At 68.6% G+C, this 15,094-nt stretch carries 14 protein-coding genes; 11 read left to right on the top strand and 3 right to left on the bottom strand.

The window, feature by feature from the left end:
- Positions 1–8: 8 nt before the first annotated feature.
- Genes JI739_RS05625 through JI739_RS05605 form a run of 5 tightly spaced genes read left to right on the top strand, consistent with a single transcriptional unit; the run spans position 9 to position 4,363 of the window.
- Complete coding sequence (locus JI739_RS05625) at positions 9–1,481, top strand: NADH-quinone oxidoreductase subunit M (RefSeq protein WP_201682823.1); 1,473 nt, start codon at positions 9–11, stop codon at positions 1,479–1,481.
- 20 nt (positions 1,482–1,501) lie between these two features.
- The gene (gene nuoN, locus JI739_RS05620; RefSeq protein WP_201682822.1) at positions 1,502–2,989 is read left to right on the top strand and encodes an NADH-quinone oxidoreductase subunit NuoN; all 1,488 of its coding nucleotides are present in this window, start codon (positions 1,502–1,504) and stop codon (positions 2,987–2,989) included.
- Between the two features lie 21 nt (positions 2,990–3,010).
- Entirely contained in the window at positions 3,011–3,331 is a 321-nt protein-coding gene (locus JI739_RS05615) for a DUF2818 family protein (RefSeq protein ID WP_201682821.1), read from the top strand.
- On the top strand, positions 3,309–3,908 hold the full coding sequence (locus JI739_RS05610; RefSeq protein WP_201682820.1) for an NUDIX domain-containing protein: 600 nt from the start codon (positions 3,309–3,311) through the stop codon (positions 3,906–3,908). Before JI739_RS05615 ends, JI739_RS05610 begins: the two co-directional genes overlap by 23 nt.
- Positions 3,905–4,363, top strand: a complete 459-nt coding sequence (locus JI739_RS05605; protein WP_201682819.1) for a DUF1178 family protein — start codon at positions 3,905–3,907, stop codon at positions 4,361–4,363. The genes JI739_RS05610 and JI739_RS05605 overlap by 4 nt, the downstream gene beginning before the upstream one ends.
- 182 nt (positions 4,364–4,545) lie before the next feature.
- On the opposite strand, the gene JI739_RS05600 is transcribed toward JI739_RS05605, so the two are convergent.
- Positions 4,546–6,141 carry a transglycosylase SLT domain-containing protein gene (locus tag JI739_RS05600; protein WP_201682818.1) on the bottom strand — a complete coding sequence of 532 codons (1,596 nt, stop codon included), beginning with the start codon at positions 6,139–6,141 and terminating at the stop codon, positions 4,546–4,548.
- The gene (gene gloB, locus JI739_RS05595) at positions 6,138–6,911 is read right to left on the bottom strand and encodes a hydroxyacylglutathione hydrolase (protein WP_201682817.1); all 774 of its coding nucleotides are present in this window, start codon (positions 6,909–6,911) and stop codon (positions 6,138–6,140) included. The genes JI739_RS05600 and gloB overlap by 4 nt, the downstream gene beginning before the upstream one ends.
- A gap of 19 nt (positions 6,912–6,930) precedes the next feature.
- Between gloB and JI739_RS05590 the strand changes: the two genes are divergently transcribed.
- The 5 genes from JI739_RS05590 (at position 6,931) to JI739_RS05570 (ending at position 13,235) form a co-directional block, all read left to right on the top strand.
- The gene (locus tag JI739_RS05590) at positions 6,931–7,692 is read left to right on the top strand and encodes a class I SAM-dependent methyltransferase (protein ID WP_201682816.1); all 762 of its coding nucleotides are present in this window, start codon (positions 6,931–6,933) and stop codon (positions 7,690–7,692) included.
- Complete coding sequence (gene rnhA, locus JI739_RS05585; RefSeq protein ID WP_201682815.1) at positions 7,689–8,135, top strand: ribonuclease HI; 447 nt, start codon at positions 7,689–7,691, stop codon at positions 8,133–8,135. The genes JI739_RS05590 and rnhA overlap by 4 nt, the downstream gene beginning before the upstream one ends.
- A 151-nt stretch (positions 8,136–8,286) precedes the next feature.
- Positions 8,287–9,696: an efflux RND transporter periplasmic adaptor subunit gene (locus tag JI739_RS05580; protein ID WP_201682814.1), complete on the top strand. Its 1,410-nt coding sequence runs from the start codon at positions 8,287–8,289 to the stop codon at positions 9,694–9,696.
- Between the two features lie 13 nt (positions 9,697–9,709).
- A complete protein-coding gene (locus JI739_RS05575) occupies positions 9,710–12,859 on the top strand; it encodes an efflux RND transporter permease subunit (RefSeq protein ID WP_201682813.1) in 3,150 nt (1,049 codons plus the stop codon).
- Between the two features lie 109 nt (positions 12,860–12,968).
- Entirely contained in the window at positions 12,969–13,235 is a 267-nt protein-coding gene (locus JI739_RS05570) for a hypothetical protein (RefSeq protein WP_201682812.1), read from the top strand.
- Positions 13,236–13,268: 33 nt separating this feature from the next.
- Here JI739_RS05570 and hemH read toward each other — a convergent pair whose 3' ends face one another.
- A complete protein-coding gene (gene hemH, locus JI739_RS05565) occupies positions 13,269–14,372 on the bottom strand; it encodes a ferrochelatase (protein ID WP_201682811.1) in 1,104 nt (367 codons plus the stop codon).
- A gap of 17 nt (positions 14,373–14,389) precedes the next feature.
- Here hemH and JI739_RS05560 point away from each other — a divergent pair, with 17 nt between their 5' ends.
- Entirely contained in the window at positions 14,390–15,094 is a 705-nt protein-coding gene (locus JI739_RS05560) for an HAD family hydrolase (RefSeq protein WP_201682810.1), read from the top strand.

The raw sequence follows: 15,094 nt of genomic DNA, 5'->3' as shown, positions 1-15,094 counted from the left end.
GAAGAAAAATGGGTTTTCTAAGCCTTGCGATCTGGACGCCGATCGCATTCGGTAGCCTGCTGCTCGCCATGGGCCGCGAGGAGCAGGCTCGCACCGTGCGCTGGATCGCGCTGATCGGCGCCATCATCAGCCTGCTCGTCACGCTGCCGCTCTACACCGGCTTCGACCCCGGCACCGCGCAGATGCAGTTCGTCGAGCGCTCCTCCTGGATCCCGCGCTTCGACATCAACTACCTGCTCGGCGTGGACGGCCTGTCGCTGTGGTTCGTGCTGCTCACGGCCTTCATCACGCTGATCGTCGTGATCTCCGCCTGGGAGGCGATCACCGAGCGCGTCAACCAGTACATGGGCGCGTTCCTGATCCTGTCGGGGCTGATGATCGGCGTCTTCAGCGCGCTCGACGCGATGCTGTTCTTCGTCTTCTTCGAGGCCACGCTGATCCCGATGTACCTGATCATCGGCATCTGGGGCGGTCCACGGAAGATTTACGCCGCCTTCAAGTTCTTCCTCTACACCTTGCTCGGCTCGCTGCTGATGCTGGTGGCGCTGGTGTACCTGTACTGGGCCTCCGGCGGCAGCTTCGACATCCTCGAGTGGCACCGCCTGCCGCTGCCGGCCAACGTGCAGACGCTGCTGTTCTTCGCATTCTTCGCGGCCTTCGCGGTCAAGGTGCCGATGTGGCCGGTGCACACCTGGCTGCCCGACGTGCACGTGGAGGCGCCCACCGGCGGGTCGGCCGTGCTGGCCGCGATCATGCTGAAGCTGGGTGCCTACGGCTTCCTGCGCTTTTCCATGCCGATCGCGCCCGATGCCTCGCGCGAATGGGCCTGGCTGATGATCGCCCTGTCGATCATCGCCGTGATCTACGTCGGCCTGGTGGCGCTGGTGCAGCAGGACATGAAGAAGCTGGTGGCCTATTCGTCGGTGGCGCACATGGGGTTCGTGACCCTGGGCTTCTTCATCTTCAATCCGCTGGGCGTCGCCGGCGGCCTGGTGCAGATGATCGCGCACGGCTTCGTGTCGGGCGCCATGTTCCTGGTGATCGGCGTGCTGTATGACCGGGTCCACTCACGCGAGATCGCCAGCTACGGCGGGGTGGTCAACACCATGCCCAACTTCACCGCTTTCGCGCTGCTGTTCGCCATGGCCAACTGCGGCCTGCCGGCCACCGCCGGTTTCGTCGGCGAGTGGATGGTCATCCTGGGCGCCACCCAGGCGCACTTCGGCCTCGGGCTCGCGGCCGCGACCGCGCTGATCTTCGGCGCCGCCTACACGCTGTGGATGTTCAAGCGCGTCTATCTCGGCCCCGTGGCCAACGACGACGTACGCAACCTCACCGACATCAATCCGCGTGAATTCCTCATGCTGGGCATGCTGGCCATCGCGGTGCTGTTCATGGGCATCTATCCCAAGCCCTTCACCGACGTGATGGACGTGTCGGTGGCCGAGTTCCTGCGGCACGTGGCCAACTCCAAGCTCTGACCGGGCCAGGTGCAATCCCTATGCTAGATACCCTCAGTCTCTACGTCGCCGCGCCAGAAATCCTGCTGCTGGTCATGAGCTGCGCCATCGCGCTGATCGACCTCGGGGTGCAGACGCGCCTGCGCAACCTCACCTATGGCCTCACGGTGGCCACGCTGGTGGGGGTCACCTGGCTGTGCGTCGAGTTCGCGCTCGAAGGCCAGACCATCTACGCCTTCGGCGGCATGGTGGTGAGCGATCCGCTGGGCAACTGGCTGAAGGCGTTCGCCGCCGTGGCCGTGCTGGTGACGCTGGTCTACGGCCGCCCCTATGCGGCCGACCGGGACATGCTGCGTGGCGGCGAGCTGTTCACGCTGTCGCTGTTCTCGCTGCTGGGCATGTTCGTCATGATTTCCGGCAGCAACTTCCTGGTCATCTACCTCGGCCTGGAACTGCTCACCTTGTCGAGCTATGCCCTGGTCGCCTTGCGCCGCGACAACGCCAATGCCACCGAAGCCGCCATGAAGTACTTCGTGCTCGGCGCCATGGCGTCGGGCTTCCTGCTCTACGGGCTGTCCATGCTCTATGGCGCCACCGGTTCGCTCGACCTGGACCAGGTGTTCCAGGCCATCGCCAGCGGCCGCATCCGCCACGAGGTGCTGGTCTTCGGGCTGGTGTTCATCGTCGCGGGGCTCGCGTTCAAGCTGGGTGCGGTGCCGTTCCACATGTGGGTGCCCGACGTCTACCAGGGAGCGCCAACCGCCGTCACGCTGCTGATCGGCTCGGCCCCCGAACTGGCGGCCTTTGCCATCGCCATCCGCCTGCTGGTGGAGGGCATGATGCCGCTGGCCATCGACTGGCAGCAGATGCTGATCGTGCTCGCCGTGGGCTCCCTGCTCGTCGGCAACCTCGCGGCGATCGCCCAGACCAACCTCAAGCGCATGCTGGCCTATTCGACCATCGCGCAAATGGGCTTCGTGATCCTGGGCCTGGCCACGGGCTTCGTGAACGGCAGCACCGCCAACGCGCAGTACGCGTACAGCGCGTCGATGTTCTACGTGGTCACCTACGTGCTGACCACCCTGGCCACCTTCGGCGTCATCCTGCTGCTGGCCCGCGAGGGCTTCGAGAGCGAGGAGATCAGCGATCTGTCGGGCCTGAACCAGCGCAGCCCGCTCTACGCCGGAATCATGGCCGTGTGCATGTTCTCGCTGGCCGGGGTGCCGCCGCTGGTCGGCTTCTACGCCAAGCTCACGGTGCTGCAGGCCCTGGTGGCCTCGGGCCAGGCCTTCCACATTGGGCTGGCGGTGGTGGCGGTGATGCTGTCGCTGATCGGCGCGTTCTACTACCTGCGCGTGGTCAAGGTCATGTACTTCGATGCGCCGCTCACCGCCACCACCGTGTCGGCCCCCGCCGACGTCCGGGCGGTGCTCACGTTGAATGGTGCCTTGGTCCTGATCCTGGGCATCCTCCCCGGCGGCTTGATGGCCTTGTGCGCGGACGCGGTCCTGCGCACGCTGGCCGGCTGACCGGCGCGGAGGGCTTCGGACGTGTCGCAGAGCGCGGCGATCTGGCTGGTGATTGTGCTGGCGTTGGCGGCGGCCAACCTGCCGTTCGTCACACAGCGGCTGTTCGGCCTGTTCCCGCTGCGCCGGCCCAAGGGCCTGGCGCTGCGCCTGCTCGAGCTGGTGGTGCTGTACTTCGTGGTCGGTGCCGTGGGGCTGCTGCTGGAGCGCCGCGCCGGCCAGATCGCGCCGCAGGGGTGGGAGTTCTATGCCATCACCGGCGCCCTGTTCCTCACCCTGGCCTTCCCCGGCTTCGTCTGGCGCTATCTCTTCAAGCACCGGCATGGACCCCGCGAAACCGGCTGACCCCCATCTGGTCGAGCACACCCTGCAGCAGGACGAACTGCTGCGCGGCCGCTTCCTGCACGTGGTGCGCGACACGGTGCGCCTGCCCGACGGATCGCAGGCCACGCGCGAGTACGTCGTGCATCCTGGCGCGGTCATGGTCATTCCGCTGCTCGACGATGGCCGGCTGGTGATGGAGCGCCAGTGGCGCCATCCCATCGGGCAGGTGATGACCGAGTTCCCGGCGGGCAAGCTCGACCCGGGCGAGGGCGAACTGGCCTGCGCCCGCCGCGAACTGCTGGAGGAAACCGGCTACACCGCCCGCGAGTGGGCGCGTGCGGGCCAGTTGCACCCGGTGATCTCCTACGCCACCGAGTTCATCGCGATCTGGTTCGCCCGCGGCCTGAGCCGTGGCCCGGCCAAGCTTGACGCGGACGAGTTCCTTGAAGTCGTCACCGCGACGCCCGAGGAACTGATGGCCGGCTGCCGCGACGGCCGCATCACCGACGCGAAGACGCTGGTCGGCGCCCTGTGGCTGCAACAGGTCCTTTCCGGTTCTTGGGTTTTGGATTGGCAGGCACAATCTTCCCTGCCATGAAGGTGCTCAACCTCCAATGCTCGTCCAGCCACGCGTTCGAAGGCTGGTTCGGCTCCGAAGACGACTTCCAGGACCAGCTGCAGCGGGGCCTGCTCGAGTGCCCGCTGTGCGGCGACACCCAGGTCGCCAAGTTGCCCAGCGCGCCGCGCCTGAACTTCGGGGCGCCCGAACCCAAGGCTTCGGCCCCGGCCCCCACGCCCGGGACCGAAGCCGTCGCGCCCACCCCTGCGGCCTTGCAGGCGGCCTACCTCAAGATGGTTCGCCAGGTGCTGGCCTCCACCGAGGACGTGGGTGAGCGTTTCGCCGAGGAAGCCCGGCGCATGCACTATGGCGAGGCCCAGGAGCGCGGCATCCGCGGCCAGGCCAGCGCCGAAGACACGCAGGCCTTGCTGGAAGAAGGCATCGCGGTCCTGCCGCTGCCTATTCCCAAGGCGCTGAAAGAGCCGCTGCAATAGCAGCGACAGAAACGGCCGACGCGATCAGGCCGTTCGCAAACACCACCACGCTCTGCGCACGGGCGACCCACAGAGGCTGGCGCGCAGCGGCCGGCGTGCGGTGGCCGGCCCTTCCGGTGCCGCCGCAGAACCGGCTTCGCCGGCTCCGAAGGGGAGGCGAAGCCGGCACTTCCGCAGGGGGGTCACCTCCCCCGGGCGACGCGCGGCGCGACCTTCTTGGAGCTGCGCGCCTGCGCCGGGGCGGCCTTCCGGCTGCTGCGGGCGGTGCTTGTGGCGCGGCGGCCCGACGTGGCGCGAACCGGCAGGTGCAGCACCACCGATGCCCCGGTCTTCAGCGCGGCGCTGGCGGCCAGGTCGTTCCAATCGGCGACATCGGATGCCTTGAGGCGATAACGAGCGGCGAGGCGAGTCACGGTGTCGCCCTTGCGCGCCTTCACCACCGTGCGGCGGGTGAGCACCTCGGGGGCCAGGTGCAGCTGGGCGTTGTCCGCCACGCGGCCCGGAACGTCGGCTCGCACGGTCTCGCTGCGCGGTGCGAGCACCACGGAGCCCGCCCTGATCAGCATGCGCGGGGGGATGGCGTTGACGCTGCGGAAATCGGCCTCGCTCATGCCGACGCGGCGGGCTGCTTCGCCCACGCTCATGGTCGCCGGGGCGGTCCACGTGGTCCAGCTGGCGTACTGCCCGGCCGTGTAGGCGGCGAGGTTGGTCCGGAAGACCTTGGCGTTGTCCCAGGGCAGCAGGATCTGCGGCGTGCCGGCGGCCAGGATCACCGGCCGGTTCAGCGACGGGTTGAGCGCCTTGAAGTCTTCCAGCCGCACGTCCGCCAGCTTGGCCGCGAGTTCGACGTCGATGTCGCGCGTGATGTCCACTTCCTGGAAATACGGGTGGTTCTCGATGACCGGCAGCTCGGTGCGGTAGTTGTCCGGGTTGAAGACGATGTTCTTGACCGCCTGCAGCTTGGGGACGTAGTGGCGCGTCTCGGTGGGCATGTGCAGCTCGGTGTACGAGGTGCCCTGGCCGGCCCGCTGGTTGCGCTGGATCGCACGCCCCACATTGCCCTGGCCCCAGTTGTAGGCCGCCAGCGCCAGGTGCCAGTCGCCGAACATGTTGTGCAGCATCTGCAGATAGTCGAGCGCCGCGCGGGTGGACGCCAGCACGTCGCGGCGGTCGTCGCGGAACATGTTCTGCCGCAGGTCGAAGTCGATGCCCGTGGCCGGCATGAACTGCCACATGCCCGCCGCCCGGGCGCTGGAGACGGCCTGCGGGTTGAAGGCGCTCTCGATGTAGGGCAGCAGCGCGAGTTCGGTGGGCATGCCACGACGCTCCAGTTCCTCGACGATGTGGAAGAGGTACTTGCGCGAGCGCTCGGTCATGCGCTGGATGTAGTCGGGCCGGCTGGAGTACCACTGCTCGTGCTGGCGCACCAGGCCGCCTTCGAGATCGGGCAGCTTGAATCCGGAGCGGATGCGCTGCCACAGGTCGGCCGGTGGCTCCATCGTGGCCACGTTATCCGAGGCCAGCTCGGCCACGGTGATCGGCCGCAGCGGCTCGGCGCCGGGGAGCGCGCGCAAGGGGGGCGCCTGCGTCGCCGGCACCGGCACCGGCACGGTGGGGGCGGGGCGGATGGATGGCGTCGCGGGCGTCGCGGGGGCGGGGCCCTCGAGATCCATGTTCGCCGCGGCGACCGGGGGCGCCGCCTGCTCACCCGGAACGCTGGCGCATCCGGCCAGCCACAGTGTCGAGGCCAGGACGGCCAGCGGCAGAGTTCTTCTCATCGATAGTCGTTCTTCCATTGCCGGATGGCGGCGAACACGCCGATCTCGTCGGACGGGTCGACGCCGTTGTAGGCCTGGGCGGCCCGGGCCACGGCGGGCTCGCGGGTGCGCAGGAAGGGATTGATCTGGCGCTCCTGGCCGATGGTGGAGGGCAAGGTGGGCTCGCCCCTGGCGCGTTGCGCCTCGCAGGCGCGGGCGTAGCGCTGCAACTCGGCGTTGTCCGGCTCGACGGCGAGGGCGAAGCGCAGGTTGGACAGCGTGTATTCGTGGGCGCAACAAACCCGTGTGTCGGCCGGCAGCGCGGCCAGGGCGTCGAGCGATGCCAGCATCTGGGCCGGCGTGCCCTCGAACAGCCGGCCGCAGCCACCCGAGAACAGCGTGTCGCCGCAGAAGAGCAGCGGCCGGCCGTCGACATCGGGGGCGTAGTAGGCGATGTGGCCGGCGGTGTGGCCGGGCACGGCGATCACCTGGAACGCCAGTCCCAGCACTGGTAGCGTGTCGCCGGGGGCGACGCGATGGACCGGCTCGGGGAGCTTTTCGTTCGAAGGCCCGTGCACCTGCGCACCGGTGGCCTCGCGCAGCGCGGCCACGCCACCCGTGTGGTCCGCATGGTGGTGCGTGACTAGAATCGCTTCAAGCTGCGCGGCAGTCCGCTGCAACCCGGCGAACACCGGTTCGGCGTCCCCGGGGTCCACCACCAAGGCCCTGCGCCCGTCTTGCAACAGCCACAAGTAGTTGTCCTGGAAGGCGGGCAGGGGAATCAAGTTCATGAGCGAGCGGATTATAGGAATGCAGCAATGGTTGGACACCCCTCCCGGCCGGTACCTTCGGGACTGGGAGCAGGCCGCATTCGACGGTACCGTGAGCGACATCTTCGGTTACCACGCGCTGCAACTGGGCCTGCCCGATATCGAGGCCTTGCGCAGCAACCGCATGCCACACCGCTGGCTGGGCCTGCAGCCCGATGAGCAGGCCCGTGGCCTTCGCCCGCACCTGGTCGCCGAGTCGCATGCGCTGCCGTTCGAGGCCAACAGCCTGGACCTGGTGGTGTTGCCCCATTCGCTCGAGCTGAGCCTGGATCCGCACGCCACCCTGCGTGAAGTCGAGCGCGTGTTGGTGCCCGACGGCAAGGTGGTGATCAGCGGCCTCAATCCGGCGAGCCTGTGGGGCTTGCGTCAGCGCAGGGCTCGCGCGTTGCAAAAGCTGGGCTTCGGGCACGAGTTCCTGCCGGAGGCCGGCGAATTCATCGGCTCTCGCCGGCTGCGCGACTGGCTGCGGCTGCTCAATTTCGAGGTCGAAGCCGGTCGCTTCGGCTGCTGGAGGCCGGCGCTGTCGACCGAAAAATGGCTGGCCCGCTACGAGTGGATGGACCGCCTGGGCGAACGCTGGTGGCCGATCTTCGGCGCCGTGTATTTCGTCGTCGCGGTCAAGCGCGTCCGCGGCGTGCGGCTGATGGGCAGTCCCTTCAAGCGGCCGAGGAAAATGGCCACCGCCCCGGTGCCGGTCACCAACCGCGGGCACAAGATCCAACATAGAAAAGACGCGACTTGAATTCGATCGAGATCTACACCGACGGCGCCTGCAAGGGCAATCCGGGGCCGGGCGGCTGGGGCGTGCTGCTCAAGTCCGGGGCCACAGAAAAAGAGCTGTTCGGCGGCGAGGCCAGCACCACGAACAACCGCATGGAATTGACCGCGGTCATCCAGGCCCTGCAGGCGCTCAAGCGACCGTGCCACGTCACCCTGTGGCTGGACAGCCAGTACGTGTTGAAGGGCATCACCGAATGGCTGCCCGGCTGGAAGGCCAAGGGCTGGCGCACGGCGAGCAAGCAGCCGGTGAAGAACGTCGAGCTGTGGCAGCAACTGGACAAGCTGGTGCAGGAAGGCGGACACACGATCGACTGGCGATGGGTGCGTGGCCACAACGGCGATCCCGGCAACGAGCGCGCCGATCGGCTGGCCAACCGCGGCTGCGAGATGAACGCGCGCGGCTGAACACGGCCCGTTCCGGAACGTCGCGCGGGGATACGGATTTCCCGCGATGCTGCACAGCCGTGCCACTGCTACATTGCCGGATTCGGTGCGAAGACGTGCCTTCACGCTTCCGAGCATGCGCGCCTCCCGATGTCAGACGAAAGCAGTGCAAATGGCGTCTAGATCCCTGTACGTGGTGGTGGCGGTCGTGGGTATCGCCGCGGCCTCCGGTGCGGCCTGGTGGTATCAGAACAAGAACATGCGAGGGGCCTCCACCGTTGCCGCCGAGGCGCCGCCCAGCCGAGGGCCAGGCGCTGCAGGGGCTGGCGGCTCCACCCAGGGGGCGCCGCGCTCGCCCAGCGTGGAAGTAGCGCGGGTCGAACTGGCCAACCTGGTCGACGAAGCCCAGGCCGTCGGAACGTTGCGCTCACGCCAGAGCGTGATGCTGCGACCCGAGGTCTCTGGCCGGGTGGCCCAGATCCATTTCCGCGATGGCGAGCGCGTGCGGCGCGGGCAACTGCTGGTGCAGTTCGACGACGAACTGCCGCGGGCGCAGATCCAGCAGGCCCAGGCCGAGTTGTCCATCGTGCAGGCCAACCACAAGCGCAACCAGGAGCTGGTCACCCAGGGGTTCATCAGCCAGCGCTCGGTCGACGAGAGCGGCGCCGCCCTGCAGGTGGCGCAGGCGAAGCTGGCACTGGCCAAGGCCCAGGCCGACCGGCTGCGCCTGGTGGCGCCGTTCGACGGCACCACCGGCATCCGCAACGTGCACGTGGGCGACTATCTCAAGGACGGCGCCGACATCGTCAACCTGGAGGACCTCGACGCCATCCTGGTGGATTTCCGCCTGCCCGAGCGCTTCCAGGCCAAGGTGCGGCCGGGTCAGTCCGCCATGGTGTCGCTGGACGCCTTGCCGGGCGAGCGCCACGTGGCGCGGGTCCAGGCGATCGATCCGCTGGTCGATGCGAACGGCCGCTCGGTCGGCGTGCGCGCCTGCATCGACAACCGCCGGCAGCAGTTGCGCCCGGGCATGTTCGCGCGCGTCACCGCCGTCTTCAGCGAGCGCAGCAACGTGCGCGTGATTCCCGAAGAGGCGCTGGTGCCGCAGGGGGCGCGCCAGATCGTCTGGCGCCTGGTGGACGGGCCGGACCAGGAGGCCAAGCTCGCGCAGCGGGTGGAGGTCCAGGTTGGCGTGCGGCAGCCGGGCCGCGTGGAAATCGTGGCAGGCCTGGAGGCCGGCGACACGGTGGTGGTGGCGGGCCACCAGCGCATCCAGCGTGACAACACGCCGGTGCGCGTGGTCGACCTGGCGCGACCGGGGGGGGAAGGACGACGCGGGCCCGGCGGCCCTGGCGGGCGCGGCGGCGGCGACGGGCTCGGCCCCGCGGCGGCTGCGGCGAACGGTCCGGCCGCCCTTGGGGCAGCCCCCGGTCGAACGGCTGGCAATGGCCCGGCCGAGCGCGGCGCGGCGGCGGCCCGCGTGGCCGGCGCGGGGCCGGCGCCCGCGCCCGGGCGGCCCGGCACGCGGGCGGCGACGGGCCCCAACCCGTGCCTGGTCGCGTCGGCCGCGCCCGCGCGCTGACTGAAGGGTCGCCATGCAACTGCCTGAGATCTCCATCCGTCGTCCGGTGCTGGCGACGGTGCTGTCGCTGCTCGTGCTGCTGATCGGTGCCGTGAGCTTCGACCGACTGTCGGTGCGCGAATACCCCAAGATCGACGAGCCGGTGGTCACCGTCACCACCCGCTATGCCGGCGCCTCGGCCGAGGTGGTCGAGTCCCAGGTGACCAAGGTGCTGGAAGACTCGATCGCCGGCATCGACGCGGTGGACGTGCTCACCTCCATCAGCCGGGCCGAGCAGAGCCAGATCTCGGTGCGCTTCCGCCTGGAAAAGGACGCCGATGCGGCGGCGGCGGAGGTGCGTGACCGCACCTCGCGCGTGCGCAACCGGCTGCCGCAGGCCATTGACGAGCCGGTGATCGCCAAGGTCGAGGCCGATGCGTTTCCGGTGATCTGGCTCGCCTTCACCAGCGACACGCTCAATCCGCTGCAGCTCAACGACCTGATCAACCGCGTGGTCAAGCCGCGGCTGCAGACCGTCACCGGCGTGGCCGACGTGCGCATCTTCGGCGAGCGCAAGTACGCCATGCGCGTCTGGCTCGACGCCGACAAGATGGCCGGCTACCGGCTCACCACGCAGGACGTGGAAGACGCCATCCGGCGCAGCAACCTGGAGCTGCCGGCCGGTCGCATCGAGTCCCAGCAACGCGAGTTCAGCGTCAGTTCGCAGACCGAGCTGATGCGACCGGCCCAGTTCGGCGACATCGTGCTGCGCAACGTCAATGGCTTTCCCTTGCGCCTGCGCGACGTGGCGCAGGTGCGCGAAGGCCCGGCCGACGAGCGCAGCGCGGTGCGTCTCAATGGCCGGCCGGCCATTTCCGCGGGCGTGATCCGGCAGGCCACGGCCAACCCGCTGACCCTCTCGCAGGGCGTGCGCGAGATGATCCCGCGGCTGAAGGCGGACCTGCCGCCCAGCGTGAACATCGACATCGCCAACGACAACTCGCTGTTCATCGACCGCTCGGTCAAGAGTGTCTACACGACCATCGCCGAGGCGGTGGTGCTGGTGGCGCTGGTGATCTTCGTCTTCCTGCGCACGCTGCGCGCTTCCATCATTCCCATCATCACCATCCCGGTCAGCCTGATCGGCACGTTCGCGCTGATGGCGCTGGCGGGGTTCACCATCAACACGCTCACCCTGCTGGCGCTGGTGCTGGCCATCGGCCTGGTGGTCGATGACGCGATCGTGATGCTGGAGAACATCTACCGCCACATCGAGGAGGGCATGGAGCCGTTTTCGGCGGCCATCAAGGGGGCGCGCGAGATCGGCTTCGCGGTGGTGACCATGACCTGCACGCTGGTCGCGGTGTACGCGCCGTTGGCGTTCACGCCGGGGCGCACCGGGCGGTTGTTCGTCGAGTTCGCGCTGGCTCTGGCGGGCGCCGTGGTGGTGTCGGGCTTCGTCGCGTTGACGCTCACGCCGATGCTGTGCGCCAAGCTGCTGCGCCACAACCCCAAGCCCAACTGGTTCGAGCGCGGGATGGAGCGGGTGCTGAACGGCGTCTCCGACGCCTACGGCCGTGCATTGCGCTGGGTGGTCACGGCGCGCTGGGGCGGCCGCGAGGGACGGCACGGCCCGCTGGGCCACCTGCTGCAGGCGCGCTGGCTGGTGATCGGTGTGATGGCCTTGAGTGCCTGGGGCATCGCGGTGGTCTGGCCCACCATGAAGCAGGAGCTGGCACCCCTGGAAGACCGCGGCACCGTGCTGGCCAGCGTCAGCGCACCCGACGGCTCGACCCTGGCGTACACCGACCGTTATGCCCAGGCTCTGGAGCGCATGGCCGAGCGCTATCCCGAGTTCGACCGCATCTTCGCCAACGTGGGCAATCCCACGGTGTCGCAGGCCAGCGTGGTGCTGCGGGCGGTCGACTGGGAGCAGCGCCAGCGCAGCACGCTCGAAATGGCGCGGGAACTGGCGCCGCGCCTGAACTCGCTGCCGGGGGTCAACGCCTTCGTGATCACGCCGCCTTCGCTGGGGCAGGGCTTCCGCGAGCGGCCCGTGAGCTACGTGATCCAGACCTCCGACAGCTACGAGAACCTGAACCAGGTGGTGCGGCAGTTCCTTGACGAGATGTCCCGCAACCCCGGCATCGTCTCCCCGGACGTGGACCTGCGGCTGAACAAGCCCGAGCTGCGCATCGAGGTCGACCGCGACAAGGCGGCCGACCTGGGCGTGAACGTGGACGCCGTGGCCCGCGCGCTGGAGACCATGCTGGGAGGACGCAACGTCACCCGCTACAAGCGCGACGCCGAGCAATACGACGTCATCGTGCAGGTGCAGTCCGCCGGCCGCAGCACGCCCGAGGACATCGAGCGCATCCAGGTCCGCGGACGCGGCGACACGATGATCCCGCTGTCGTCGCTGGTGAAGGTGCGCGAGAGCGTGAGCCCACGCGAGCTGAACCACTTCGGCCAGCGCCGCTCGGCGACCATCACCGCCAACCTGGCGGCCGACTACTCGTTGGGCGAAGCCTTGACCTTCATGGATGCCACCGCCGCCAAGGTGCTCAAGAGCGGCTACACCACCGAGCTCAATGGCACTTCGCGCGAGTTCCGCAAGTCGCAGGGCGCGCTGGCCATCGTGTTCGTGCTGGCGCTGGTGTTCATCTTCCTGGTGCTGGCCGCGCAGTTCGAGAGCTTCGTCGATCCCCTGGTGATCATGCTGTCGGTGCCGCTGTCGATGATCGGTGCGCTCCTGGCCCTCAAGTGGGCGGGCGGCTCGCTCAACGTGTATTCGCAGATCGGGCTGATCACCTTGGTGGGGCTGATCACCAAGCACGGCATCCTGATCGTCGAATTCGCCAACCAGCTGCGCGAGCAGGGCATGGAGATGATCGACGCGCTGGTCAAGGCTTCGACGCAGCGGCTGCGCCCCATCCTCATGACCACGGGCGCGATGGTGCTGGGCGCCGTGCCGCTGGCGATCGCCACGGGTGCCGGGGCCGAGAGCCGGCAGCAGATCGGCTGGGTCATCGTCGGCGGCATGTCGCTGGGCACGCTGCTGACGATCTTCGTGGTCCCCACGATGTACACGCTGTTCGCGCGGCGCAAGGTGCCGGGGGCCAACAAGTCGCAGGCCCGCGATGATGCGCTGCCGCACCAGCCCCATGAGCTGGTCGCGAAGTAGGCAGCGACCGACACCACCATCAGACCCCGCAGCCGCCTCGGGGCCCGCTGCGCCGACAACGGCTGCGGGGACCCCGGCCTACGCTGGTCTCCATCGAAGGAGATTAGCGATGCGACAACTTCCCAAGGCGATTCCCGAACTCGATGGCGGGCTCTTCCTGCCGCGCCAGGTGGTGGACCTGCTCGAGGCCACGCTCAGCGAGCAAGAGCGGATGCTCGGCGAGCGGGCCGGCGAGGAGCACCAGGTGGTCGTGCGCGAGCTGCGTGAGCTGCTGCGCCTGACCGGCTCGCGCCCGCAACTGCCACCGGCCCGTCAGCAGCTTGGCCTGGTTGACCCGAAGCAGGAGCTGCTGTCGCGCAACCTCATGCGTGGCTGACCCGCCTGGGCGGACGTCTCGAGCACTGGCGGCTCAGCGCGCTGCGCCTGAAGCCACGGCACGCTCACGGCTCGCCTCCTGAAGCGGCTCGTCCATCGGTTCGCGGCTGGGCCATCCCTGGAGGTGCTGTTCGGCCAGGGACGCGAGGGCGTCGATCCACTCGGCATCCTCATTGACGCAGGCAATGGCATGGTATTGCCGCCCTCCAGCCTTCAGGAAAGCTTCGCGGCCTTCCATGCCGATCTCCTCCAGCGTCTCCAGGCAGTCGCTGGTGAAGCCGGGGCATGTGACATCGACGCGGCCCACGCCGCGCCGCGCCAGTGCCTGCAAGGTGGGTTCGGTGTAGGGCTCCAGCCACTTGGCCCGGCCGAACCGCGACTGGAAGGTCAGCGTCCAGTCGGTGGGCAACAGCCCCAGCCGCTCGGCCAGCAGCCGGCCTGTCTTGCGGCACTCGCAGTGGTAGGGGTCGCCCAGGGTGAGGGTGCGCTCGGGCACGCCGTGGAAACTCATCACCAGGTGGTCCGCGCGGCCGTGCGCCTGCCAATGGCGTTCGATGGAACGCGCCAGCGCCTCGATGTAGCCGGCATCGTCGTGATAGCGGTTGACCCATCGAATCTCGGGCAGGCTGCGCGTGCGCGAGGCCCATTCGGATACCGCATCGAACAGGCTGGCCGTGGTGGTGCCGGAATACTGCGGATACGCCGGCAGCACCAGGACGCGATTGGCGCCGGCGGCCTTGAGCGCGTCGAGCTGCGAAGCGATCGAGGGTGCGCCGTAGCGCATGGCGTGCCGCACGAGCACGCGATGCCCGCGCGCGGCCAGGTCCTGTTCCAGCAGCCGGGCCTGCGCCTCGGTGTGGACCGCGAGCGGTGAGCCCTGCGGGGTCCAGATGCTGGTGTACTTGGCCGCCGACCGCGAGGCACGCAGCGGCAGGATGATCCCGTGCAGCAGGGGCAGCCACGCCAGGCGCGGGATCTCGACGACGCGCGGGTCGCTGAGGAACTCGCGCAAGTAGCGGCGCACCGCCGGTGCCGTGGGCGCGTCGGGCGTGCCGAGGTTGCACCAGAGGATGCCGGTCAGCGCAGGCTGTCCGTGGGTGAATGCCGGCTCGGTGCGGAACGGAAGGATGCGGGCCATCAGGTATTCTCGCCCGCATGCTGGACCTTACGCGGGTACGGGCGATTTCGATCGACCTGGACGACACCCTCTGGCCGATCTGGCCATGCATCGAACGAGCCGAGAAGGTGTTGCACGAGTGGCTGGTGATCAACGCCCCCATGGCCGCGGCGCTGTTCGCGAATCCCCAGGCGCTGCGCGAGATCCGTCAACACATGACGCACCAGCGGCCGGACCTCAAGCACGATCTGTCGGCGCTGCGGCGTGAGTCCATCCGCATGGCGCTGTACCGCGCCGGCGAGAACCCGCTGCTGGCCGACACCGCGTTCGATGTGTTCTTTTCCGAGCGGCAACGGGTCACGCTGTTCGAGGACGCGCTCCCGGCCATCGAGTTCCTCGCCGGGCGTTTCCCGCTGGTGAGCCTGTCCAACGGCAACGCCGACCTGGCCCGCATTGGGGTCGCGGGCCATTTCCGGGCGGCCATCTGCGCGCGTGAGTTCGGCGTGGCCAAGCCTGATCCGAGGATCTTCCATGCCGCCGCTGGGGCGGTCGACCTGTCACCCGAGCAGGTGCTGCACGTGGGCGATGACGTGCTGCTGGACGTGCTGGGCGCCCATAACGCAGGCATGCAGTCGGTCTGGGTCAATCGCAACGCATCGTTGTGGCCGCATCCGCAGGAGCAGCCGGGCTTCGAATGCGCGAGCCTGTCCGAGCTGTGCGCCCTGTTCACCAGCCGAGGGTGA

The organism is Ramlibacter aurantiacus (assembly GCF_016722895.1).
In the GTDB taxonomy this organism is placed as follows: domain Bacteria; phylum Pseudomonadota; class Gammaproteobacteria; order Burkholderiales; family Burkholderiaceae_C; genus Ramlibacter; species Ramlibacter aurantiacus.
This window is presented reverse-complemented; position numbering and strand designations above follow the sequence as displayed.